The organism is Eximiradius sp. (assembly GCA_937127445.1).
Lineage (GTDB): Bacteria > Bacteroidota > Ignavibacteria > Kapaibacteriales > UBA2268 > JAKIZO01.
The window spans coordinates 1-22687 of sequence record CAKZLY010000003.1 but is presented as its reverse complement, the minus strand read 5'-3'; the positions used below and the strand labels follow the sequence as shown (position 1 = coordinate 22687).

The following is a 22687-nucleotide window of genomic DNA, read 5'->3' as shown; positions in this document are numbered from 1 at the left end:
ATGCAGGAACTAATTAAAACAATATTGCGTTTTAAAGTCTTAATAACATTTACAGCGCTTTGTGTTATTTCTTTATCATTGATTTCTTTAGGAGAAGTATCAAAAATTAGCGGATTCAGGGCTATTGTTATTGCCTCAATAAGCAATATCCAGAGGATTTTTTCCTGGGTGCCGAATCCCATTGCCTTAAAAAGTGAAAACCAAGCTCTAAGAGATTTAAATTTGCAACTTTCCTCAGAAGTTATTAAGATGAGAGCTGCTCTTATTGAAAATAACCGCCTTCGCTCAATGCTCGCTCTCAAAGATACTTCATCTGAAAAACTTATCTCCGCAGAAGTTGTAAATAAAACAAATGTTCAGATGCGTTCCTATGTTACTATTGACAAAGGCAGTAATGACGGAGTCCGGGAAGGAATGGCAGTCCGAACTGACGCCGGTCTTGTTGGCGAGATTGTTGCTACAACAAATAGATATTCTTTGGTCGAAACCCTTAACAATCGTCACGTAAAAGTTTCTGCAAAAATCGTTAGAAATCAAACTGATGGTATATTAAGCTGGGAAGGTGGAAATTATCTTGTCCTTAAAAATATCCCAACTTCATTCGAAGTCTATCCAAATGATATTATTGTAACATCAAATTACAGCGTGAAATTTCCACACAATATCCCAATCGGGAAGGTTGCTAAGGTCGAAAAAGAATATGGCTCGCTTTTTCATAAAATTTATGTAGAACCGTATGTGAATTTTTCTTCATTAGAGCAAGTTTATGTAATTGATTTCATTGTAGATGAAGAAATCATTGAACTAACAAAAAAAATCGAAGAAACTATTAAAGCAAAAAATAGACAAAGAAAATAATGAAATTAGTAGAAAATAAATATTATCTTAAGCAAATTCAAATAAGATATATCGTCTATGCCATTCTTGCTTTGTTTTTAATGCTTTTAGAATTACTATTCATTGATATTATTGCTATTGAAAACATAACTCCTGATTTGCTCTTGATATTGTGTGTGTGGATTACATTAGCCGAAGGGCAGTTTGTTGGATTATTCTTTGCATTTGGAATTGGACTGATTTTTGATTTTATCTCTGGGGATGTAATCGGAACTAACGCTCTGGCTAAATTAGTTGCTTCTTACGTCGCTGGCTTTTTTTACAAAGAAAGAAATATTAAATCTAACTTAAATACATTGCGATTCACAGTTGTTGTCCTGGTTTCAGCATTTATTCATAACTTAATTTACTTCTTTTTCTATTTGAAACCCGCAGAAACATCTTTCTGGCATTTTTTCCTTCAATATGGTGTTTCTGCAACTCTCTACACTATGTTATTTTCTGCTATAGCAATTTTAATTAAAATTCCAGCAAAAGAGATTGATATTGATTAAAAAAAAAAGACACGGCGACTTGCCGTGTCTAACATTGCTGGCTCGCAATACATCATTAGTCAATCTTAACTTCGATTTCTTTTGGTTTTTCGGGTTCAATTTTTTCCAGTGTTACATTTAACACACCATTCTCAAATTTTGCGTTTACGCTATCTTTCTTTACGTTTCCCGGCAACATAAATGAGCGGCAGAATTCTCCAAAACTACGTTCGATGCGAATGTAAGAATAACCTTCTTTGTTGTCTTCTGTCTTCTGCTCGCGTTTCTTCTCGCCCTTGATTGACAGCACGTTATCTTCCGTAATTGTTACTTTAATATCATCCTTAGAAATTCCCGGCACTTCGGCTTGCAAGTAAATGTGCTTTTCATCTTCCGAAATATCAATTTTAGGTGAAAAACCACCGAAATCAAAGTTAAATCCTTTGTCAAAATCTTGCATCAAACTGTTCATTCTGCGAGCCAAAGTTTCAAAACCACGGAATGGATCGAATTTTACAATTGCCATAGCTGATCCCTCCTTTTTGTTAAACATAATTGATTAACTAATAGCAATTTCTATCTCTTTTGGTGGTTCAGGTTGCTTCTTTGCAATCGTGATTTCAAGCACTCCATCGTGATAATTTGCTTTAACAGCTGATAAATCAAGATTTTCTGGTAATACGAAAGAGCGGCTAAATTCACCAAAACTGCGTTCGCTTCTCAAATATGTTTTGTCTTTTTCGCTTTCACAGCGTTCTTTATTACCAGAAATCATTAAAATTCTGTCTTCGGTTAATTTTACGTTCACTTTGTCCTTTGGAATTCCTGCAATTTCTGCAACAATGTAAACATTCGAATTATCCTCAAATATGTCTATACGTGGATTGTATCCACCTGTTTCCACAGTTACACCACGTTCTATTTCGCCAGCTACTTCGTTAATCTTACGAAGCATTTGCTCAAAACCACGGAAAGGATCAAATCTTAATGTTGTCATTTTCTACCTCATTTGATAGTTGTTAATTAAATTCACTTTTGTATATACCAACATCGTGCCAAATCAATTTTGCAAGTCAAAATGACGTAACAATAAGCCAATTTGTCTGTGATGACGAAATTTTGTCAGAGATGTTTCAATTTTGTGTAAATGCAGTATGTCATGTATTCGCACTTTGTCGACAAATTGTCATATGAAACTTTTCTTTAAATAATTTCGTATTATTTATTTTCAATAGGATTAATATGAAAAACATTGTAAATGAATTTTTGCAAGACAAAACTCCTATTATTGTAGGCATTTCCACTAACAAAGATGCTTGGGGGAATGAACTTTTTAGATTATTTTTAAAGAATGGCTACAAACCCGTACCAGTTAGTCGTTCTTGTGAAGAAATCGAAGGTATTCACTCTTTTACCTCAATTAATGAAATACCTCAACAATCGTTAAATTTGATTATTTCTGTTCCGCCGAGAGAAGCAGAAAAAATATTGCTTGGTGCAGAAAAGGGGAAAATTAAGTCGGCTTGGTTTGCCTTCGGCAGCAAACCAAAAAATATCGCACAAATTGCCTCAGAAAAAGGAATAGAGATTATTTATGGGTATTGCCCTATGATGTTTCTCAACCGCAAAGGAATTCACAAATTTCACTATTTAATTAAATCATTGTTCACTTCGTAAGGAATAAACAAATTTTTGATAAATTCAATAATATAAATAATGAGCAATTTATTGCAGGTAGTTTAACCTAAATTTCTCCAAGATGATTATGCTTCTTGTGTTTTCTGATATAAGTCGGAAAGTAGATAATGAATTACTTTCACAATATCGTCAATCTTTTTCCTTTTTACGTAAGTATTAAAACGTTCGATTTTTGCTTTCAAAGTTGGATTTGCATTAATTATTGCTAAATTCCTTTTTCGCAAAGAAATCAGAGCGTTATTTGTCTTTTCTTCGCGTTTAGTTTCTTGAATAGCCTTTTGCTGACGATAAAGCTGAATGTCTTTTGCATTTAAAGGTATGTATCTCTTATTTGTTGCCAATTTCAATTCCTTTTATTTGTTTTTGCACGCTAATCACGTAATTTAAAAGAGATGCTACAATTAATACAACGGATAAATACATTAAAATTGTATATATTTTTTCAATATTGACAATTATTGATAAAATTGTAACTCCAATTGTCAAAGCAGTAATTTTTCCAAGCCAATTCGATGGCGGAACTATTTTTATTTTTGTTGATATTATTGCACCACCTATTATTATTAACAAATCTTTCGAAATAACTGTCGAGATAAACCACAATGGTAGTCTATTCTGTAAATATAGAATTACTACTAACACCCCGATAAATAATTTATCTGCAAGCGGGTCTATTATTTTACCTAATTCAGAAGACTGATTATATTTTCGCGCTATTATCCCATCAGATATATCAAGTAATCCACCAATCAATGCAAGTGATATTGCCCACACATTCTGTCCATTCCATAATAGAACGCCTGCTGGCGCAATGAGCAATAATCTTATAAAACTCAATATATTCGGTATCGTCCAGATCCTATTTGCTTCTTTTTTTAACAAATATTATTCCTAAAAATACTGACAAAATAATTCCTGGCATCATTGGTTCAAAATTATGCGTGAAATATAAAAATTCCAACCCAAATTGCTCACTATATTCATTCGATAAAGTCCAGAACAGTGTAATTAATATTGTCAAAATCATTATCAGCAAGCTATGCTTACTGTCGAGATAATACCTTTTGCTATATGATACTGTAAGGGGTATTATCAATGCAGGAACAGCAATAGAAGACGTTTTATATACCAAATCAATTGCCGATGGTATTGCTATTGCAAGTAATATTCCAAAAACACCAGTTACTATTAGCCCAATCTTTGTCCCAAGCATGTGAGACAATCTTTTGAAAAAAAGTGGGAAAATATCATTCCCAAAAGTTGCAGCGCTGATAAATGAATAACTTTCCAGCGTACTCATAACTGTTGCAATTATCGCCACCAAAAACAACCCTTTCCACATATTTGGCATTACAGCATCAGCAAGCACTGGATACGCATCCAGCGGTGATGGCAATTGCAAATAGGCAGCAGAGTATAGTCCTGTTGTAAATGTCAAAAAGTCAAATATACACCAGAAAATTATCGAAACTAATATTCCATTCTTTGCAGTTCGTGGATTTTTTGCAGCGGCACACCTTTGATGAAAACTCGGATCTATAAATGTCTGGAACGCAATAATATACCACGCCAGAACATATTGCCACGAAAGAGTTCCCGTTGCCGTTAAATGTGCGGCAGGCAATTTCGAAATCATCTCTTCAAACGAACCCAATTCCGTCAAACAGAAAAACAATAACCCGCCAAAGCCTATATACATAAAAATAAATTGAGCCGTATTTGCAATAATATCGGCTTTCAGCCCTCCGTGGTATATAATTATTAGTGATATTAATGTCCCTATTGTCAGCGATACAGCCAAACTCCAACCCGTAAAAAGTTCTATCAATTTACCTAATATTAGTATATATGCTGCTGGTATTGTAATTACTAATATTATTGCCGAAGATATTGCACTCGCTTTGTTGCCATAAGTGATTTTTATCTGCTCTGGTATTGTTGCTGCCGAAGAACCACGAATTCGCTTCGCTACAAAAATAGCAAAAAGAAACGCAGCTATATAATATGGGAATGCAAAACAGAAAAATGCTACAATGCCGTTGTTATAGACAAATTCTCCCATTCCCATTATATTGCCATACCACGTTGCTACAAGCGAGGCAACAAAAAAAGGTAGTGTTACGCGTCTCCCTGCTAATATGTAGCTTTCCTTGTTTTCATTTTTATCTTTGCGTGTAAATCTTATTCCAATTATCAATATAATTGCAAAATATAATGCAACTATTAATATATCAAGTAAATTTAGCGACATATTATTTTAAATTCTGTTTGAAATATTCAACAGTTCTAATTAAACCTTCATCAAATGTTACTTTTGGTTTCCAACCACACTCATTTTTTAATTTATTGTATGAAATTACACTTCGTCTTTGCTCGCCAATTTTTGCCGGTCCGTGATATTCCTCACAATTTGCACCCGTTAGATTTTTGAGTTTATGGAAAATAGTATTCACATTTGTTTCAATGCCAGTTCCAACATTATATATTCCATCAATTTTTTCATCAAGTGCTTTCATATTGGCTTCTACTACATCATCAATATATATGTAATCTCTTGTAATTAGGCCGTCGCCATTTATTACGGGTTGTTCTCCTGCGAGCATCTTTCCGATGAAAATTGCTACAACTCCTGCTTCACCTTTCGGGTTTTGTCTCGGACCATAAACGTTCCCGTAACGAAGCGATACAGTCTTTATTCCGTAACTATTGTTGTAATAGAATAAATACTTTTCGTTTGCGAGCTTTGCAATCCCATATGGTGAACACGGATTGGTCGGATGTTCCTCATCAGCTGGAAATTGCACCTGTTCGCCGTATATGGTCCCACCAGACGACGCAAAAATAATTTTCTTAACACCAGAATTTTTACAAGCTTCGTATAAATTAATACTACCAATTATGTTTGTTATTGCGTCTTCTTTGGGATTATCAACTGAAAAACGCACATTCATTTGCGCTGCCTGATGATATACTATTTCAAATTTTTCCTGCTCGAAAATATTATGTAGCCCTTCTTGATTTATATCTAATTCTATAAATTTAGCCTTTTTATTTATGTTTTCAATTCTTCCAGTTGATAAATTATCAATTACAGTTACATCATAACCTTTTTCAATTAATCTATCAACAATGTGCGAGCCGATAAATCCAGCTCCGCCAGTAACGCAAATCTTCATTTTTTCTCCTTTCTTTTATTTCTTGAATTTACTTCAAAAATTGAATAATCAATCCTTTGTGGTCTATCCTGCGAAAACCTAAATCCAGGTAAATAATATTTCGCCTCTTCATTCAAAATCAATGGCTGAGGCAGATATTCGCCCGGAACATTATTTATCATTATAATATTTTCTGCCTTCTTATCTACTATCTCGATTGTTATTCTATCGGCGCCAACACTTATTACTCCGTCTGGCTGTCCATCAGTATTAATAAAATACAACGAACGAGCATTACCTTCGGCAACAATCTGCTTCAGCGTGTCGCTTTCGAATTCAATCGTAATGATTTTCCCGGACATCTGGTCTTTTCTCGCAGCATTCATCGTATCATTTTGGCTTACACTAAAAGCACGCGAAACGGCATCAATTCTTCTTAATTTATTGTTTTTTAATTGCACAACTATAGTATCAGCAAATAGTTGTGTCGAATCATACCACAAAATTGGGAATTCTTCAAGAAAAATAATATCTTTTGCTTTGTAATAAGTTGTATTTTCTGCTCTTGCTTGTAGATTGTTTCTTATTACTTCGACATTGCCCCGTGCAAGATACCTTTCGTTGTCCGCTTCTCTGATTGCTTCCATCTTATTCGCAGAAATAAACAGAGTGTCCTGACTATTTGCACCACTCGAATCTATTTGCAAGAGCTTCGGGTTCCCATATACTTCCGATAAATTCTTCATTGGTATATTGACAACAGAATCGCCTGCTAATCTTGCGTTTGTATATTTACCAATGACTAAAACATTTCCCCATGCATTTGATATTCTATTGTTTCTGTTGTGCGTAACGAAGTTCGAATATATTATCGTTGAATCATCCTCAACTATTACATTCCCCGCAAAATTTGCAATTAGCGTTTGTGTCGAATATGTCCCGTAATCAGCTGCCAATCGTGTTTCTTTATCTGTGATTTGGACACCATTTTTTGCAGTCGCTAAGTAAGTATTTCCGTCATAATTGATTGAAGGCGATTTTAGAGTTATCGTGCTTTGCTTAATTACAACATTCCCAATCAAATCGTATTTATTCAAACCAATGTACTGGATTGCATTATCGCAAGTAATTCGAACGTTCCCCTGTCTTAATCGCACATTCCCTACAAGTTTTCTCAAATTTGTTACGCTATCTTGCTCGCCGATTAGAGCATCACTATATTCAAGTATTATGGGTTCGCTTGCAAATAATCTAATCAGTCCCACTCCAATAAAGCACAAGATTAAAGTAATTTTTCTCTTGTATATCATATAAACAAATTTTCTCCAAAATATATAAGCAAACTAAAAAAAAAATTCATATTTTTAACATTCTTTATTTTGTATTTTTTATTAATTAATATTTGGGTAAATTATGAAACAGCAACTAATTGAGAAATTTCTCCGTTATGTAAAAGTCGACACTCAATCCGACCCTAATAGCGAAACTTTCCCTTCTACAATGAAACAATTCGATTTGCAAAAAGTTTTATTACAAGAACTTAATAATTTGGGTATAAAAGACGCTGAACTTGATGATAAATGCTATTTGATGGCAACTATTCCATCTAATATACCCTCTGACCATCCGGCTTATGGGAAAGTGCCCGTTATAGGTTTTGTTGCTCACGTCGATACTTCACCTGATGTAAGTGGTGCGAACGTAAATCCTCAAATTATTGAAAATTATCAAGGCGGCGATATTGTCCTTCCTGCCGATAATGCTATTGTTATCACTGAAGCAGAAAATCCTAAGCTCCATGAATGCATCGGGCATACAATAATTACTACCGATGGAACTACTCTTTTAGGTTCTGACGATAAATCAGGTGTTGCAGCCATTATGCAACTTGCCGAAATTCTTCTGAATAATCAGGATATTCTTCACGGCGATATTCGTATCTGTTTCACTCCCGATGAAGAAATAGGTCAAGGCACAAAATACTTCGACATTGAAAAATTTGGTGCAAAATATGCTTACACAATTGATGGCGATATGCCCGGCGAACTCAACAAAGAAACTTTCAGCGCCGATGCTGCCATTATCCGCACTTTCGGTAGAGATATTCATCCAGGAACTGCAAAAGACATTATGGTGAATTCAATCCGTGCAATGGCTGATATAATTGCTCGAATGCCACAAAATATGGCGCCCGAAACTACAGAAGGATATGAACCCTACATTCACCCTCATAATATTGAAGGTAGCGTCTCCAAAACCGAACTGAAAATTCTTTTACGTGATTTTCGCACCGAAGGCCTCGAAGAGCAAAAGAAAATTTTGCAAAACATTATCGACGAAGTTCAACAACTGCATCCAAAAACTAAAATAGAAATGGAAGTCAAGTTCCAATATAGAAATATGCTCGATAGTCTCGAAAAATGTCCAGAAGTATTGGATAATCTTTGGGAAGCCGCTATTCGTGCTGGTGTCCAACCTTACTGGAAACCTATTCGCGGTGGAACAGATGGCTCTCGCTTAACAGAAATGGGATTGCCTACACCTAATATTTTCACCGGTGGTCAAAATTTCCACGCTAAAAACGAATGGGTATCTATCGATGCTCTTCAAAAATCCGTTGAAACTATGCTCGAACTCTGCAAAATATATGTTGAAAAATCAATTTAACTATTAAGGAGATTAAATGGAAAGTCAAATTAGTAAAAGTAGATTGCCTGAAAATGCTCATCGTGAGCTCAAATCCGGCGAAGAATATCATCCGGTGATGCCTGCTAACTTTGTATTTCCAGAGGTTACCCTTTGGTCTATCTTCTGGGGACTTTTTATGGCGGTGGTCTTCTCTGCTGCCGCCGCATATTCTGGACTAAAAATTGGGCAGGTCTTCGAAGCCGCTATTCCGATTTCTATTATTGCTGTTGGGCTTGCTAATTTCGCCAAGAAAAAAAATTCTCTCGGACAAAACGTTATTATTCAGTCTATTGGTGCAAGCTCCGGTGTTATCGTTGCTGGTGCTGTCTTTACTATCCCAGCTCTTTATATTTTGAAACTTGATGTAAAATTTTTCCAGATTTTCTTTTCATCACTTTTGGGTGGTTTTCTTGGTATTCTTTTCCTTATTCCTTTCAGAAAATACTTTGTTAAAGATATGCACGGGAAATTCCCATTCCCCGAAGCTACTGCTACAACCGAAATACTTGTTACAGGCGAAAAAGGTGGCAATCAAGCTGGTATCTTAATTACCAGTGGATTGGTTGGCGGTCTTTTCGATTTTATGTTCTCTACTCTTCGTTTGTGGGAAGAAGTCTTTACTTCTCGCGTTGTTGCTGCCGGCGAATATCTTGCTGAAAAAGTTAAATTAGTTTTTCAGTTTAATATTTCTGCTATGATTGTTGCTTTCGGCTATTTAATCGGATTGAAATATGCTACTATTATTACTGTGGGTTCGCTACTGGCTTGGTGGGTTCTTATTCCATTGGTTAGCTATATCGGTGGTGTTGCTGCTGGTGATGGCACAAATATTTTTGCTACAATGTCCCCTGAGGTAATTTTCCGTGATTACGTCCGCCATATCGGTATCGGTGCTATCGCTATGGCTGGTATTATTGGCATTCTTAAATCCTCGAAAATCATAGGTAGTGCTTTTGTACTCGCTTACAATGGTATTACTGGAAAAGGTAAAAAAGATGCCTCCGGCGACGACATCCGCACTCAACGCGATATTCAAATGACTTTTGTCGTTATGTTTAGCCTGCTTACAATAATTGCGATTTTTATTTTCCTTGCAACCGGTATAAATATTACTATCTTGCAGGCTGTTGTTGCTTTGCTTACTGTTGTAATTATTGCTTTTCTTTTCACAACTGTTGCTGCCAATGCTATTGCTATTGTTGGGACAAACCCCGTTTCCGGTATGACATTAATGACTTTGATTTTATCCTCTATCATTTTAGCCCAAGTTGGACTTACTGGCGAACAAGGTATGCTTAGCGCCCTGATTATTGGCGGTATTGTCTGTACTGCCTTGTCTATGGCTGGCGGCTTTATTACCGACTTGAAGATTGGTTATTGGCTCGGCTCTACTCCGAGAAAACAACAATCTTGGAAGTTTTTGGGAACCATTGTCTCTGCTGCAACTGTCGGGCTGGTTATCTTTATGCTTAATTCTTCTTATGGTTTCACACCTGATGATTATTTGATTAATCAAGGCAAGTTCTCAAAAGAACAAATCGAAGCAGTTCACAACAACACTGCTGCTCCCGAATTAATTGCTAAATACAAAGATGAAGTGCAAAAAGCTGACCCGCTTGTTGCTCCTCAGGCTAATGCAATGGCTGCTGTAATTCAATCGCTTATGTCGCCTAATCCTAATATTAAATGGACGCTTTACCTTGTAGGTGCAATTATTTCTATTCTTGTGAATATGATTGGTATTTCCCCACTTGCTTTTGCTCTCGGTATGTTTATTCCACAGCAGCTCAACACACCACTTATCGTCGGCGGTTTCCTTTCTTATCTTGTTGGTCGTTCCTCGCAGGATAAAGATTTAGTAAACGCTCGCCACCAAAGAGCAACTCTTATTGCGTCTGGATTTATTGCCGGTGCTGCTTTATTTGGTGTCTTTGGTGCTTTGCTCAAATTCTTTAAAATTGATGCAAGCCTGGACATCTGGGCAAATGGCTCGAAAGGTGGTGAATGGCTTGCTATTGTGATGTTTATCTTGCTTATGCTTTACTCTGCTTGGGAAACAATGCGTGCAAAGAAAGAAGAGTAATAATCTCTGTTTATAAAAATTTGAGGCTGTCTTTTTTAAGACAGCCTTTTTGTTTAATAAACTAATATATTCCAATATAAAGGATTTTTACAAAATTCTTTTTTCTATTCACCAATTATTTTAACCAACACTCGCTTGCGACGCTTACCGTCAAATTCACCATAAAAGATTTGCTCCCACGGTCCAAAATCAAGTTTGCCATCTGTAATTGCAACCACAACCTCTCTACCCATAATTTGACGCTTTAAGTGAGCGTCTGCATTATCTTCAAAACCATTATGAGCATATTGCTCGTATGGTTTTTCTGGTGCTAATCTTTCAAGCCATCTTTCAAAATCGCTATGTAAGCCAGATTCATCATCATTAATGAATACTGATGCTGTTATATGCATCGCGTTAACAAGCACGAGCCCTTCTTTTATGCCGCTTTCTCTAACGCATTCTTCCACCTGCCGTGTAATATTGATGAATTCTCGCCTATTTCTTGTATTGAACCATAATTCTTTACGAAAACTTTTCATCTTTACCTCTATTGTTGATAAACTAAATTTCCGTCGATAAACACTGCCTTAGCGGTTCTGTTATCTATATTGTAAATTAATGTCCTAACTAATTCTGTATCTTTTAGTTCGTTAGTTCTATACATTTCCGATAATTCAAAAACTGCTGCATCAAACTTTTTCCCGATTTCAAAATTTCCTACATCTTCCGAAATTTTTAAATATTCAGCTGCTTTAATTGTAGATAAACAAAATACAGTTTCCGCTTCAAGCACATCGTTGGATTCGTTATTCTGCACAGACAATAATTTCGATATTTCGCAAGCCTCCATTCCTTCATTTAGCATCGATAAACTATAGCCACCTGCTACGTCCGTTCCTAATCCAACTTTTAGCCCGTAATTAATATATTCCTTTGCCTTCATTATTCCACTTCTTAAAAATTTATTAGAAGTAGGGCAGTGGGCAATTATACAATTTTTCGCGCGAATTTTTTCTATTTCTTCATCATTCAGATATATACAATGGGCAAGTATTGTCCTCGATGTCAGCAAATTATACTTATCATAAACGCTTGTGTAATTTTCAATCTCCGAAAATTGCAAATTTACTTCATACACCTCTTTTTTATTTTCTGCAAGATGTGTCTGAACGAAAAAACCCTCAGATACTGCAATTTCACCAACTTTTTGTAATAATTCCTCGGTGCAGGATAAGGCAAAACGCGGTGTAAGCACGAATTCACATTTATTTTTTTTATGCCATTTATTTGCAATTGAAAAAATATCTTTAATTACCTGCTCTGTGTTCTGAAGAAGAGTTTCGGGTGTATTCCTATCCATCAAAGGCAATCCAATATACGACCGAACGAGCGATTCATCGGCAATTTCAAATGCAATTTCGCAGGCTTGTTTGTGCGGAGATGAATACATTACAGCCGTAGTTGTCCCTTTGCTTATCAAATGTTTGAAAAACAACTCTGTGCTATTGACGGCAAAATTTTTCTCCGAAAATTTTGCTTCCAGTGGGAAAATATAATCATTCAGCCATTCTAATAATTCGCCTTTCCCAATGCCTACTGCACGGAACTGTGGAATATGTGTGTGTAAATCAATTAAGCCGGGAATAATTATTTTATCCTCGAAATCGTAATATACGTCAAACTGAATTTCATTTATTTCAATATTTTTCTCAATTTTCTCTATTTTACCATTATTAATTAATAAATAATAATTATTCCAAACTTCCACCGAATAATCTGCTTTTGGATTGAGAAATATTCCTTTAATCAGCTTCCTCATTACTTAACAACCTCTGCTTGTTTTATACCATTGATTTTTAATATTTCTTCTAATACTCTATTTATGTCGGATTCATTGCTAATTTTAAGTGTAATAACTCCATCAAAAATTGTATCTATCGTGTTGATGTTCACACTATTTATACTTGTATTACCAGATTTTATTATCGATGCGGTAATATCTTGCAGCATATATTCTCTATCATCGCCAATTACACGTATTTCAATAAGAAATGACTTTTCAGGCAAATCTTTCCAGGATACTTTTGCTAAATCTTCTTTATGTGTATTCAACACTTTTCCAACATTAGGACAATCAATTTTGTGAATAGTTGCAAAATTCTTATTTAACATTACGGCGATTATATCTTCTCCCGGTTTCGGATTGCAACAGCTTGCATATGTAATTGTAAGATTTGGGTGAATTTCTAAACTTGGAATTTTACTAAAAAACAAGTGCATTTCATCAGCAGCAGGAATATCATTTTGAATTTCTTGCACTTTTTTCAATAAGAAATCATTAATTTTTGTCTGATTAACAGTTTTATCTGCAAGTGCAGTATAAAAATCAGATATATGTATAAATTTCAATGACTTAAGTAGTTTCTCGATTTCTTCGTCATTCAACGTTATGCCCAATTCTTTCAGCTTGTTTGTCCAAATTTGTTTACCTTCCGCTTCATACCGCTTTATTTCATCTCTAATATATTTCAATAATGCCTGACTTGCTTTACTTGTTGTAACCCATTTTAGCCATTCTTTTGTCGGCTTTTGGTTTTTCGATACAAGTATTTCCACTCTATCGCCGTTTTCAAGTTTGTAATAAAGTGGAGCAACCCGTCCATTTATTTTTGCTCCAATTGCGTGGTAACCTACCTTGGTATGAATTTCGAAAGCAAAATCCAATGCTGTTGCGCCTCTCGGCAATTTCTTTAGTTCGTTTGCAGGTGTAAAAACGTAGATATCTTCAATAAATAAGTTGCGTCTAACTGATTCCAATAATTCAGGTGTTTTCTCGTCGCCGGCATTTTCAAATATTTCGCGAACATCGTCCATCCACTTCTGCAAGTGCGCATCTTCTATTAAGGAACTCGATTTCATTCCACTTTTGTATTTGAAATGAGCCGCTACACCTTTTTCTGATACAAGGTGCATTTGTCTTGTTCGAATTTGAATTTCAACAGGTTTATTGCTTGGTCCAACAACTGCTGAATGAATTGATTGATAACCATTCTTTTTTGGTGCCGATATATAATCTTTGAATGTTTCCGGCACCGGTGGATAAATCCCAGCAACTATACCATAAACATAAAAGCACATATTTTTATCGTCTGTATCGAGAATCACTCTTACTGCAAATAAATCATACAATTCATCAATCGATTTCTGTCTTAATATAGTTTTATTGTATATCGAGTAAATATGTTTTGCTCGACCTGTAATTTCGTATTTTATTTTTAATTTCTTTAATAAGTCATCTTTTGATAATGCCACTTCAATAGGTTTTATGAAATTTTCAATATATTCTTCACGTTCCTGGCGCGTTAGCTGCAATGCCTTTCTTATCGCTTCATATTTATCGGGATGTAAGTACTTGAAGGCTAAATCTTCTAATTCCCATTTTATATTTCTTAACCCAAATCTATTAGCAAATGGTGCATATATTTCAAGTGTTTCTCGCGATGCCCTTTCCTGACTTTCTTTATTTAGTGATTCAAGAGTTCGCATATTATGCAATCTATCTGCAAGTTTTATCAGGATTATTCTTACATCTTTGAACAATGCAAGTAATAGACGCCTGTAATTTTCTGCTTGTACCTCACTATTGATATGCTGGCTCTCGACATACTTTATTTTTGATACGCCATCGACAATTTGTGCAACTTCTGCCCCAAATTCATGTCTAATATCGTTATAACTGAACAATTCCCCTTCATCAACAACGTTATGCAAAAGTGCTGCTATAACCGAATCTTCATCAAGAGGTATTTCTTTCATTACAATCCGTGCTACTTCTAATGGGTGAGTGTAGAAAGGTTCCCCGGATTTTCTCAATTTATTCAAGTGTGCATTGTAGCACATTTCAAAAGCTTTTTTTATGCGATTTTCATCAAACTTTGGTAAATGTAGCTTGCATTCATTCAATAATAATGTTAAATCATTTTGCGGGTTTTCTCCAATGCGGTAATCATCTGTGATTAACTCGCCTTTCTTTCGTAGTCCTAAATCAAAACTTAATTTCATTTCTAATCTTAAAATAAATTATTCAATTATTCCATTCAACATTGTTTTTAAACGATACATATTGTTATTTATTTATCTTTTTATGTTATTTTTGCATACTATTTGTTTATTCGGAAATTTATGAAAGCTAAATTAATAATAATAATAATAATAATAATACTTTGGCTTGCCGGTTTTGCAAATGCCTTTGCAGATAATATTATTGTTAATGATATAATTATTCAGCGTAGCGATGTATTTGAAAAAAATGACAAAGATTGGATTTTTGCTGCCCCTTTTTTAAACTTTTTCCACACTAAAACAAAAGAATACGTTATCAAAGATGAATTGCTCTTTCGAAAAGGTTCAACTGTTTCTGAGGAATACCTCTTGGAAACCGAAAGAAACTTGCGCGCTACTGGGTTGTTTACAAATGTTAGAATTGAACTCGACAGTGTTAGCACAGATTTATACGATGTTTATGTGCTTACAAAAGATAGATGGTCTCTCTACCCGGTGCCAAAAGGCAAAACTGGTGGTGGATTCTCTCAATATGGCGCAACCATCGATGAAAACAATTTTTTAGGAACTGGGACTAAAATTTCTGTTGAAATACTCAATCGTAAGGAAAATAATATTGGCTGGCAATCTCGATTTGAACTTGCTCAACGCCGTTTTCTTAGAACAGATTTTAGCTTGTATGCTCAATACCTCTCTAACAAATTTCGCAATTCATATGATTTTTCTTTAGCTAAGCAATATCTTACTCTTGACGATAATTTTTCATATGGTTTTATCTCCAATCTTAATGACGGAAAAGAATTTATTTATCTAAAAGACAAGCATATTCTTACAACTATCGATGAAAAAAAAGTTGATGTATGGTTCTCTCGTGCTTGGTCACGTCAGGATAGAGTATTCTTCAGCATCGTGGGACAATATCATCAGGCAAATCGAGAAAAACCAGATTATGAACGAGCTTTCGATAATTGTGGTAAGATACTTTTTGGGTTTTCTTCAATTTCTGAAGATTTCTTTACTGTAAATAAAGTAAATGCTTATTTCTATGAAGACTTGATAATTGGAGGGTGGGGTAGTGCTATTTTAGGGAAAATTTTCCCTATTGGTAATAGGGGAGAAAGCTTCTACTATGTAGCTGGGGAAGGCGAAAAGTCGTTTTACACAAATAATTTATATGTGTTTGCTCGCTTAGTTGGTGCGAGTGCTTTCAAACGTGCATCTGGTTACTTTACATACCAAGAATTCTATGGAAATTTGTTTTATAAAATATTCGACAAGTTAGTTCTTACTACCCGCATTCAACAGCAAACTGTATGGAATTGGCAAAAAATCCGGCAGCTAATTCTTGATAGTGATATAGGACTTCGTGGATACAAACTTTACGAGAATGCGGGAGACAACCGCATAATTACAAATACCGAAATTAGGTATTTTCCTGATATTCCTCTGTCTGTTTTTAATCTTTCTTTTGTCTCTTTTGCCGACCTGGGAACTGTTTGGCGACAGGAAACAAAATTGAGTAAATCTAAATTCTTGCTTGCAACAGGTGCTGGCCTCCGCCTCCACTTTAATAAATCTGATAATCCTAAGCATATTTTGAGAATAGATTTTGCCTATAATCATCATACAAAAAAATTTAGCGAAGTAATTATTGCCTTCGAACAATTTTTCTCTGCTTTCAGAAATCATCAATTTAAATTGCCTCAAATTCACGGTCTTGAATTTGACGGAGATTAGTATTATTTAATGATATTTTCAAAATCATTTCGTAAATTTGTTCTTTGTATAACAAGTAAGTTTTAATTGAAATGTTCCTCGAAGATAAAGCTCGACCAAACTGTGCAGTTGTTGGCGTTTATGGTCACCCTCAAGCTGCCCTGACTACATATTATGCACTCCACGCTCAGCAACATAGGGGACAGGAGGCCGCCGGTATCTCTACTTTCTATTATGATAAAGTAAAGAAAAAAATGCGTTATGCCTACACCAGAGGTGAAGGTCTTGTCTTAGATGTTTTTTCCGATAGCAAAATTTTTTCTGATATATTGATTGGTTCGTCTGCTGTCGGACATAATCGCTATTCCACTACTGGTTCATCCACTCGTGCAAATATTCAGCCATTCAATATGACTTATCATTCAGGAATTTTGTCTCTTGCTCATAATGGCAATCTTACTAATACAAAATCCTTGCGAAAAAAATTAATCGATGAAGGCACTATTTTTCAAACAACCACAGATTCAGAACTTTTTATGCATCTAATTGCACATAGCAGAAAAAAAACTCATCTCGAACAAATTCGGGAAGCTTTGCAAATTGCTCACGGTGCTTACTCATTGGTAATTTTGACTGAAACCTCGCTTTTCGCAGCTCGCGACCCGCACGGTGTTCGTCCTCTAAGTATAGGCAGGATTAAATTAGAAAGTAATCGCTATGCTTACATTGTCGCTTCTGAAACCTGTGCTTTCGATATTGTTAATGCTGAATACATTCGTTCGGTTGAACATAACGAAATTATTGAAGTTGACAATGAGACTTTAGAAACTGGGAAAATCAAATCTTACAAGATTACGGATGAAACGCCAATAGCTAAACATTGTATTTTCGAATATATATATTTTTCTCGACCTGACAGTAAAATTTTTGGACATAGTGTGGACAAAATACGTCGCAAACTTGGTAAATATTTAGCATTAGAATCACCTGTGCCCAATGATGATGACGAGAAAGTATTTGTTATCCCGGTCCCAGATAGCGCTAATACTGCTGCTTTGGGCTTTGCTAAAAAAAATACAGAACAGGGCTATCCTTCTGCATTTGAAATTGGACTAATTCGCAGTCATTACGTAGGAAGAACTTTCATCTCTCCGGGACAAGATAATCGAGAATTTAAAGTTAAAACAAAATTCAACACTGTTCGAGGATTAATAGAAGGACGTCACGTAGTGATTGTGGACGATTCAATAGTTCGCGGCACTACATCCAAAGCACTTATAAAACTTATTCGCGACGCAAATCCTAAAAAAATTTCTATGAGAATTATTTCTCCTCCAATCATCTCTCCTTGTTTTTATGGGATGGATTTCCCAAGCAAAGAAGAATTAATTGCAAATCATTACTCCTCAGAGCAAGAAATTGCAAAAGCAATTGGAGTCGATGATTTGAAATACTTAAGCGTTTCGAAACTTATGCAAACTGTTCCTTACGACGAGGGGATTGATTATTGCACTGCCTGCTTTACTTGCAAATATCCAATTCCAATAGAAGAAGAAATTTCAAAAGAAAGTAATGAAAATTAATAGCAAGTATTTTCATAAAAATGCCCTGCGTCTCCCATTCGCAGGGCCAATTGTCTTAAAAATTAAAATATTTTAAGACAATTTTCATTTATAATTACGTTTTAAAATTAAAATGGTTACAGATAATAATCTTGTTTAATAAAATTCACACTGTTAATTTTTTTTTCACTACATTTTTTTTATCATTCTTGCGATAAAAAATCCATCAGTACCGTAAATATGTGGATAAAAAGTATAACAATATTTATTTTCTAAATCAGGTAGGTTTATTCCAAATTTGCTAAATCCTTCTGCGATTGGGCCCGGTGCAAATTCTGTATGTTCAGATAGAAACTTCTCAACTACCATTTCATTCTCTTGGGGCATAATAGAACAAGTAGCATAGACAAGCACTCCACCTCTTTTTAAAAATTGCGAATAATGTTCTAAAATGCCATATTGAATTGCTGAAAGCTTTTCGATAAGTCTTAGTGTTGTGCGGTATTTTTTCATGGGATCTCGCCGGAGTGTTCCCATTCCACTGCAAGGTGCATCTATTAACACAGCATCGAATGCTCTATTTCTGAAATACCTAATATTTTCATCATCAGTTCTTGGATAGTTCTGATTATCAACTAAATAGGGAAAAATAGTTGTAATGCTCGCATTTTTTGCTCTTTTAGGAATTTCTTTTAATCTGTTATATTCTTTATCGAGCGCGATAATTTTCCCACTGTTATTTTGCAAGTCAGCTAAATGCAGAGATTTACCCCCAGCACCAGCGCAAGCATCTAATACAACCCAGTCTTCTTCTGGCGCCAGCACATATGATACTAATTGGCTTGCCTCATCTTGAATTTCAATAATCCCATTTTTGTATAGTGGATGGTCATTTAAAAATAGTCTCCTTGATAAATTATACGCAACAGGAGAAAGTTTACATTTTTCAAGCGAAACATTATTTTTACTTAATTCCTCTTTAATCTGTTCTATATTAGCATTGTTATGTTGATTAATTCTAATTGTAATTGGAGCATTTTGTGTAAAAGAAAATGCTAATTTTGAAAAAAAATCAAATTTATATTCTGTTTTTTTTAATAATTCTTTCATTATCCATTCAGGAAAAGAATAGAATAATTCAATATTTTTCAAATAATTAATATTAAAAAATATATCTATTATATCTATATTTAAAAATGAATTTTTAATTAATTGATAATTAAAAGTCAAATTTTTTTCCCAATATGTTAAAATGTCATTCGTTAAAAAAAAAGTATGTTGAACAACTTCTGAAACCAGTTTATTTGTATCAGGATTGGCTAATATTTCTTTTTGGTTTAAATATTCGAAAACATTTGAGTACCGATGAAAATCAGAGTTTGATGTGATAAGAAATAGTGTATTAATTATTGTAATTATATCCTCTACCTTAGCTTTTACACTTTCGTTCTTTGAAAAATAGTTTAAAAAAGTTGAGTTTCTAATTAATTTGTCGGTAAGGTATTCTAATAATGTCAGGTTTCTCAAAGTAACGAAAAGGACATCAAGCACAAAGCGTCTGTCGTTACTTCCTAAATTTCTTTTGCTTTTTAGAAACTCAGCGGCAACTTTATCTGTTGCGGCAGGATTCCGTTTCACTATGTTTAATAGTAACGCAGTGTGATCGATTAACCCAATTAATTTCATTTTTTACCTTTTTTTATACAAAATTAATTTTTTTATTTGTCTTTTAATTACAAAAAACTTATTTTTCGTTTGTAGCATAAGGAATTCTGCAACAAAATAATAATACAAGTGTTAATAATGGTAACATTTCTGTGTCTATATAAGAATTGTTATTTTTATTTATAAAATTATTTGTTATTTTAACAGTCAATAGGGTAGTGTTTTTTGTGATTTTGTGTATGTATAAATTAGTATGGTATAGATTTTGCCTTATTTATCGTCGATAATAATAAATATTGTTTCAATAAATTATGAGGAGCCGTAATGAAAAAAGCTCTCCTTTGCTTTTTTATAATTGCATTTTGCTCTACATTTTTTAATTATTCGCTGAATGCCCAAATCGACATCAGAAAACAAGTTATTGTTTCTGGTGGATTTGTTGGTGTTAGCAATGGTGATTATAGAATGTCAGGAGCATTTGGTCAAACTATCATTGGCAAGCGCTCAGTTCTTCAAGGAGAATTGGAGGTTGGGAACGTTGTGCATCAAGGCTTTTGGGTACCAGAAGGTCTCGTTACAAGTGTTGACGAACCTGTCTTCACCTATAATAGCCAAATATCCAACTACCCAAACCCTGTTAATAATGTAACTACTTTCAAATACAATCTTGAAAGTAATTCATTTGTTACTCTTCGCATCATTGATATGGTGGGTAATCAAATTGTTGTTTTTCAGGATGATTTCCAATCTCAAGGCGAACATACTTTCCAATGGTATGCTCGTAACAGTCAGGGACTAGACCTTCCGAGCGGTTCATATATTTATGAACTTCTTGTTCAACCTGCAGAACGCTCCGGTGCTTCTTCAGGTTCTGGTTATTCTCTACGAAATGTAATGGTCATTGTAAAATAAGTTGTGAAAAATGATTAATTCTAAATATATATTTTGTTCAATTTATTAAGGTTTTCGAAATGAAGAAATTAATTTCACTTTTTGTATTGCTTTTAGGACTTTTGCTTGCTGCTAATGTCAGCTACGCTAATGTTCCCAAAGTAATAACCTTCCAAGCTCAATTGCTCGATAGCCGCACCAATGCCCCAATTAATGGTAATGTGCCTATTACTTTCGAAATTTATGAATCTCAAACTGGTGGCAGTGCTCTTTGGGTAGAACAACAAAATGTTTCTGCTGAAAACGGTTTTATTAATGTATATCTCGGCAGCAGAACTCCTTTCCCAAAATTCATGAAGTTTGATAAGCAATATTGGGTGCAAATTACTGTTGATGGTAAAACTTATCCACGCACCCAACTGACATCCGTTCCATACTCAATGTATGCTTCTACAACTGATACTGCACAATTTGCTTATTTAGCAGGAACAGTTGTTGATGGCGCTATTACTCAATCAAAATTAGCTCCTGGTGTTCAGGCTATTCCTTGGGGACCCGCTGGCGGTGTTCTTTCTGGAACATATCCCAATCCTCAACTCAATGTTGCAGCTGTAAAAACTGCATTAAAAGGACAAATCACTGCTGATATGTTTGCTGATGATATTCAACTTATTCCTGGTGGTCCTGCTGGTGGCGATCTCACTGGAACTTATCCCAATCCCCAACTTGGTTCAAATGTTGTGAAATACTGGAATATTGCAAACGAAGCAGTTATTACTCAGAAAATTGCTGACTATGCTGTTACTAATATTAAAATTGCTCCTGATGCAGTTACTAAAGATAAAATTGCTCAAAATGCTGTTGGTGATGAAGAATTGATTGCAACAGGTGTTGCTCCAGGCACTTATGGAAACAAACTTAATATTCCTACTTTTACTGTTAATGAAGACGGTCGTTTAATATTTGCTGACCAGGTTCCTTTTATTCCTTTTGTTGATTCTTATGCTGGGAATGACATAGCATTTAATATAGCTGCTCAAAACAACCTTGCTTTGAAAGCATCTCGTGGCACAGGTCGTGCTGCTGAAATTACTTCGAATTCAAGTTATCCTACTGGTTGGGTTCTTGGCAGCCTCGATCCAAGTGATGATGTTGATGCTACTTTGGTGGTTCGCAATACAAGCTCAGATCCTGATAAGCCTGCAATCAAAACTTATGGCGACATTATTGTGAATAGTAGCATTTTTGCTACTAACCTTTACGCTACAAATCAAATTGTTGTTGGAAGCGGTTCAAATACTGTTGTTATTACTCCTCCGGCAAATCCTGGTGATCCTCTTAATTTTGGCGGTAGCGTAAGTATAAATGGTAATCTTAATGTTTCTGATACAGTATTTGCTAATCAATTAGCTGGCAATCTAAACTGGAGCTATATACAGAATGCACCTGCATATTTGACAAGTGAGAGTGATCCTATATTTGGAGCAAGTGCAGCATCTGGCATAAGTAGCACAGACATATCGAATTGGAATACAGCGTATAGCTGGGGCAACCATGCAACAGCAGGATATTTGACAAGTGAGAGTGATCCTATATTTGGAGCAAGTGCAGCATCTGGCATAAGTAGCACAGACATATCGAATTGGAATACAGCGTATAGCTGGGGCAACCATGCAACAGCAGGATATTTGACAAGTGAGAGTGATCCTATATTTGGAGCAAGTGCAGCATCTGGCATAAGTAGCACAGACATATCGAATTGGAATACAGCGTATAGCTGGGGCAACCATGCAACAGCAGGATATTTGACAAGTG

Annotated in this window: 20 protein-coding genes; 9 read left to right on the top strand and 11 right to left on the bottom strand. The window is 35.0% G+C overall.

Annotation, left to right across the window (positions count from 1 at the left end; translation table 11 throughout):
- Both mreC and mreD read left to right on the top strand, forming a co-directional pair.
- Nucleotides 1-858 carry a rod shape-determining protein MreC gene (mreC, locus tag AC6QZF_RS00665; protein WP_499797957.1) on the top strand — a complete coding sequence of 286 codons (858 nt, stop codon included), beginning with the start codon at nucleotides 1-3 and terminating at the stop codon, nucleotides 856-858.
- A complete protein-coding gene (gene mreD / locus AC6QZF_RS00660; protein ID WP_499797956.1) occupies nucleotides 858-1391 on the top strand; it encodes a rod shape-determining protein MreD in 534 nt (177 codons plus the stop codon). The genes mreC and mreD overlap by 1 nt, the downstream gene beginning before the upstream one ends.
- 55 nt (nucleotides 1392-1446) lie before the next feature.
- Here the strand turns inward: mreD and AC6QZF_RS00655 are convergent, their stop codons facing one another.
- A complete protein-coding gene (locus AC6QZF_RS00655; protein WP_499797955.1) occupies nucleotides 1447-1896 on the bottom strand; it encodes an Hsp20/alpha crystallin family protein in 450 nt (149 codons plus the stop codon).
- Nucleotides 1897-1929: 33 nt separating this feature from the next.
- A complete protein-coding gene (locus AC6QZF_RS00650; RefSeq protein WP_499797954.1) occupies nucleotides 1930-2367 on the bottom strand; it encodes an Hsp20/alpha crystallin family protein in 438 nt (145 codons plus the stop codon).
- Nucleotides 2368-2612: 245 nt separating this feature from the next.
- Here AC6QZF_RS00650 and AC6QZF_RS00645 point away from each other — a divergent pair, with 245 nt between their 5' ends.
- Nucleotides 2613-3047, top strand: coding sequence for a CoA-binding protein (locus AC6QZF_RS00645; protein ID WP_499797953.1), 435 nt, complete (start codon nucleotides 2613-2615; stop codon nucleotides 3045-3047).
- An 86-nt stretch (nucleotides 3048-3133) separates the two neighbouring features.
- Here the strand turns inward: AC6QZF_RS00645 and AC6QZF_RS00640 are convergent, their stop codons facing one another.
- From AC6QZF_RS00640 to AC6QZF_RS00620, 5 genes are read right to left on the bottom strand one after another with little or no spacing between them, the layout of a single operon-like run.
- The gene (locus tag AC6QZF_RS00640) at nucleotides 3134-3409 is read right to left on the bottom strand and encodes a hypothetical protein (RefSeq protein WP_499797952.1); all 276 of its coding nucleotides are present in this window, start codon (nucleotides 3407-3409) and stop codon (nucleotides 3134-3136) included.
- On the bottom strand, nucleotides 3396-3950 hold the full coding sequence (locus tag AC6QZF_RS00635; protein WP_499797951.1) for a CDP-alcohol phosphatidyltransferase family protein: 555 nt from the start codon (nucleotides 3948-3950) through the stop codon (nucleotides 3396-3398). The genes AC6QZF_RS00640 and AC6QZF_RS00635 overlap by 14 nt, the downstream gene beginning before the upstream one ends.
- Nucleotides 3928-5319: a sodium:solute symporter family protein gene (locus AC6QZF_RS00630; RefSeq protein WP_499797950.1), complete on the bottom strand. Its 1392-nt coding sequence runs from the start codon at nucleotides 5317-5319 to the stop codon at nucleotides 3928-3930. The genes AC6QZF_RS00635 and AC6QZF_RS00630 overlap by 23 nt, the downstream gene beginning before the upstream one ends.
- Before the next feature lies 1 nt (nucleotide 5320).
- On the bottom strand, nucleotides 5321-6244 hold the full coding sequence (locus tag AC6QZF_RS00625; protein ID WP_499797949.1) for an NAD-dependent epimerase/dehydratase family protein: 924 nt from the start codon (nucleotides 6242-6244) through the stop codon (nucleotides 5321-5323).
- Nucleotides 6241-7533, bottom strand: coding sequence for an OstA-like protein (locus AC6QZF_RS00620; protein WP_499797948.1), 1293 nt, complete (start codon nucleotides 7531-7533; stop codon nucleotides 6241-6243). Before AC6QZF_RS00620 ends, AC6QZF_RS00625 begins: the two co-directional genes overlap by 4 nt.
- 103 nt (nucleotides 7534-7636) lie before the next feature.
- Here AC6QZF_RS00620 and pepT point away from each other — a divergent pair, with 103 nt between their 5' ends.
- Both pepT and AC6QZF_RS00610 read left to right on the top strand, forming a co-directional pair.
- Complete coding sequence (gene pepT / locus AC6QZF_RS00615) at nucleotides 7637-8890, top strand: peptidase T (protein WP_499797947.1); 1254 nt, start codon at nucleotides 7637-7639, stop codon at nucleotides 8888-8890.
- Nucleotides 8891-8906: 16 nt separating this feature from the next.
- On the top strand, nucleotides 8907-10994 hold the full coding sequence (locus AC6QZF_RS00610) for an OPT family oligopeptide transporter (RefSeq protein WP_499797946.1): 2088 nt from the start codon (nucleotides 8907-8909) through the stop codon (nucleotides 10992-10994).
- 104 nt (nucleotides 10995-11098) lie between these two features.
- Here the strand turns inward: AC6QZF_RS00610 and AC6QZF_RS00605 are convergent, their stop codons facing one another.
- The 3 genes from AC6QZF_RS00605 to AC6QZF_RS00595 are packed head-to-tail and all read right to left on the bottom strand — an operon-like array spanning nucleotide 11099 to nucleotide 15038.
- On the bottom strand, nucleotides 11099-11515 hold the full coding sequence (locus AC6QZF_RS00605; RefSeq protein ID WP_491816746.1) for a secondary thiamine-phosphate synthase enzyme YjbQ: 417 nt from the start codon (nucleotides 11513-11515) through the stop codon (nucleotides 11099-11101).
- Between the two features lie 8 nt (nucleotides 11516-11523).
- A complete protein-coding gene (locus AC6QZF_RS00600) occupies nucleotides 11524-12795 on the bottom strand; it encodes a guanine deaminase (RefSeq protein ID WP_499797945.1) in 1272 nt (423 codons plus the stop codon).
- Complete coding sequence (locus AC6QZF_RS00595) at nucleotides 12795-15038, bottom strand: RelA/SpoT family protein (RefSeq protein ID WP_499797944.1); 2244 nt, start codon at nucleotides 15036-15038, stop codon at nucleotides 12795-12797. The genes AC6QZF_RS00600 and AC6QZF_RS00595 overlap by 1 nt, the downstream gene beginning before the upstream one ends.
- Nucleotides 15039-15158: 120 nt before the next feature.
- Here AC6QZF_RS00595 and AC6QZF_RS00590 point away from each other — a divergent pair, with 120 nt between their 5' ends.
- Both AC6QZF_RS00590 and purF read left to right on the top strand, forming a co-directional pair.
- Nucleotides 15159-16775, top strand: a complete 1617-nt coding sequence (locus AC6QZF_RS00590) for a BamA/TamA family outer membrane protein (protein ID WP_499797943.1) — start codon at nucleotides 15159-15161, stop codon at nucleotides 16773-16775.
- 71 nt (nucleotides 16776-16846) lie between these two features.
- Nucleotides 16847-18337, top strand: a complete 1491-nt coding sequence (gene purF, locus AC6QZF_RS00585; protein WP_499797942.1) for an amidophosphoribosyltransferase — start codon at nucleotides 16847-16849, stop codon at nucleotides 18335-18337.
- A gap of 168 nt (nucleotides 18338-18505) precedes the next feature.
- Here the strand turns inward: purF and AC6QZF_RS00580 are convergent, their stop codons facing one another.
- Entirely contained in the window at nucleotides 18506-20002 is a 1497-nt protein-coding gene (locus AC6QZF_RS00580) for an RsmB/NOP family class I SAM-dependent RNA methyltransferase (RefSeq protein WP_499797941.1), read from the bottom strand.
- A gap of 303 nt (nucleotides 20003-20305) precedes the next feature.
- Here AC6QZF_RS00580 and AC6QZF_RS00575 point away from each other — a divergent pair, with 303 nt between their 5' ends.
- The gene (locus tag AC6QZF_RS00575) at nucleotides 20306-20893 is read left to right on the top strand and encodes a FlgD immunoglobulin-like domain containing protein (protein ID WP_499797940.1); all 588 of its coding nucleotides are present in this window, start codon (nucleotides 20306-20308) and stop codon (nucleotides 20891-20893) included.
- 59 nt (nucleotides 20894-20952) lie between these two features.
- Nucleotides 20953-22687 (top strand): DUF8740 domain-containing protein (locus AC6QZF_RS00570; protein WP_499797939.1); only part of this gene is annotated, 1735 nt, incomplete at its 3' end.